This is a genomic window from Streptomyces cahuitamycinicus (assembly GCF_002891435.1).
GTDB lineage: Bacteria > Actinomycetota > Actinomycetes > Streptomycetales > Streptomycetaceae > Streptomyces > Streptomyces cahuitamycinicus.
The window spans coordinates 1-2,208 of the sequence record NZ_POUC01000742.1 but is presented as its reverse complement, the minus strand read 5'-3'; the positions used below and the strand labels follow the sequence as shown (position 1 = coordinate 2,208).

General features: G+C 72.6%; 1 protein-coding gene. It reads right to left on the bottom strand.

Annotation, left to right across the window (positions count from 1 at the left end; all coding sequences use genetic code 11):
• Positions 1-2,208 (bottom strand): non-ribosomal peptide synthetase (locus C1J00_RS42330; protein ID WP_146046394.1); only part of this gene is annotated, 2,208 nt, incomplete at both ends.

The following is a 2,208-nucleotide window of genomic DNA, read 5'->3' as shown; positions in this document are numbered from 1 at the left end:
GGTACGTAGAGCGCGGGCACCATGTAGTCGGGCAGGGAACCCGACAGATGCGAGCGCAGCTCGGAAACCCGGGCGCCGGCGTCGGCTCCCTCGGCCACCACGTACGCCACGAGACGTCGCCGGCCGCTGTCGTCCTGCCAGGCCAGCACCACCGCGTCACGCACGTCCGGGTGGGTCAGCAGCGCGCTCTCCACCTCGCCCAGCTCGATGCGGAAACCCCGGATCTTGACCTGGTCGTCGGCCCGGCCCAGGAACTCCAGATCCCCCGACGCCAGCCAGCGCGCCCGGTCACCGGTGTGGTACAGCCGGTCGCCCGGCACGAAGGGGCTGTCGACGAACCGCTCGGCGGTCAGCTCCGCACGCCCGTGGTAACCGCGCGCCACACCCGCGCCACCGATCCAGATCTCGCCCGGCACACCCGGCGGGACCAGACTGCCGCGCGCGTCGAGCACGTAGACCCGGGTATTGGGCAGCGGCCGGCCGATCGGCACGTACACGCGGCCGCGCAGGCTCTCCTCGTCCGGGGCGAAGACCGTCGAGTCGACGGTCGCCTCGGTGCCGCCGTACGCGTTGACGACGACGCAGTCGTGACGGATGCGGCGCAGCAGGGCACGGCAGTCCTCGACCCGCCACCCCTCCGAGCCGACCGAGATCAGCCGCAGCGGCGGAAACACCCCACCGCGCCGCTCGACCTCCTGCAGCACGGCGTTGAGGAGCGAGGGGACGATCTCCAGGCCGGTGGCGTCCGTCTCGGCGATCAGGTCGAGCAGCGCCGACGGTTCGGTGGTGACGTCCTTCGACGCGATGATCAGTGCCCCGCCGAAGGGGACGGAACGGATGAGGTCGGCGAAGAACAGGTCGACGGAGAGGCTGGACACCGACAGGAAGCGCGGCTGCATCTCCTCCAGTCCGTACCGCTCGTCCCAGGCGGTGAGGATGTGCCGGACATTGCCGTGCTCGACGGCCACGCCCTTGGGCTCGCCGGTCGATCCGGAGGTGTAGATGACGTAGGCCAGGTCCCCGGCGGTGACGGCGGTGCGCGGCGCGGTGACGGGCAGCTGCCCGATGGTGTCCCGCTCCGCGTCCACATCGACGATCCGCAGGCCGTCGCCGGCGGGCAGACGGTCGCGCACCGCTGACTGGCCGACGACGATCCGGGCCCCCGAGTCCGCCAGCATGTACGCGAGGCGGTCGGCCGGGAAGCCCGGGTCGAGCGGCACGTACGCGGCGCCCGCCCGCAGGATGCCGAGCAGCCCGACCGCCATGGCGGAGCCGCGCTCCAGGCTGAGACCCACCAGGGAGCCGGGCCCGGCGCCGAGGGACACGAGGTGGTGGGCGAGCCGGTTGGCCCGCTCGTCCAGCTCCCGGTGGGTCAGCGTGGCGTCCTCGGCGATCACGGCGACCGCGTCCGGGGTGCGGGCGGCCTGCGCCGCCACCCGCTCGTGGATCAAAGGGCCGTCGCCCACCGGCAGTTCCGTGGCGTTCCACTCCACGGCGACCTGCCGGCGCTCCTCGTCGGTGAGCAGAGGCATCGCCGCCACGGGCCGGTCCGGGTCGGCCACCGCACCGGCCAGGAGCACGCCGAGCTGCCCGGCCAGCCGGGCGACCGTACGCTCGTCGAAGAGTTCCGTGCTGTACTCGACCAGGCCGCGCAGCCGCCCGTCCCGTTCCTCGAACTCGAAGGTGAGGTCGAACAGGGAGGCGTCGCGCTCCAGCGGGTACGGGGAGACCGTCGTGCCGGGCAGGGCCAGGGAATCGACCGGGGCGTTCTGCAGGACGACCGTGGCCTGCACGAGCGCGGTGCGGCTCGGATCACGCTCGGGCTGAAGCGTCTCGACGAGCTTGTCGAACGGGACGTCCTCATGGGCGAACGCGTCGAGGACGGTGTCCCGGACACGGCCCAGCAGCCCCGCGAACGTCATGTCCTGCTCGACCCGGGTACGCAGGACGACGGTGTTCACGAGGAAGCCGACCAGCTGCTCCAGCTCCCGGTGCCCGCGGGCGGCGGACGACGTGCCGAGCGCGATGTCCTCCTGGCCGGACCAGCGGGCGAAGACCGCCTTCACCGCGGCCGTCAGCACCATGAACAACGTCGCGTTGCGCTCGCGGGCCAGGTCCTTCAACCCCGCGACCGTTTCGGCGGGCAGGTCGAAGCCGTACACCGCACCGGCTGACGAGCGTACGGGGGGGCGTGGCCGGTCGGTGGGG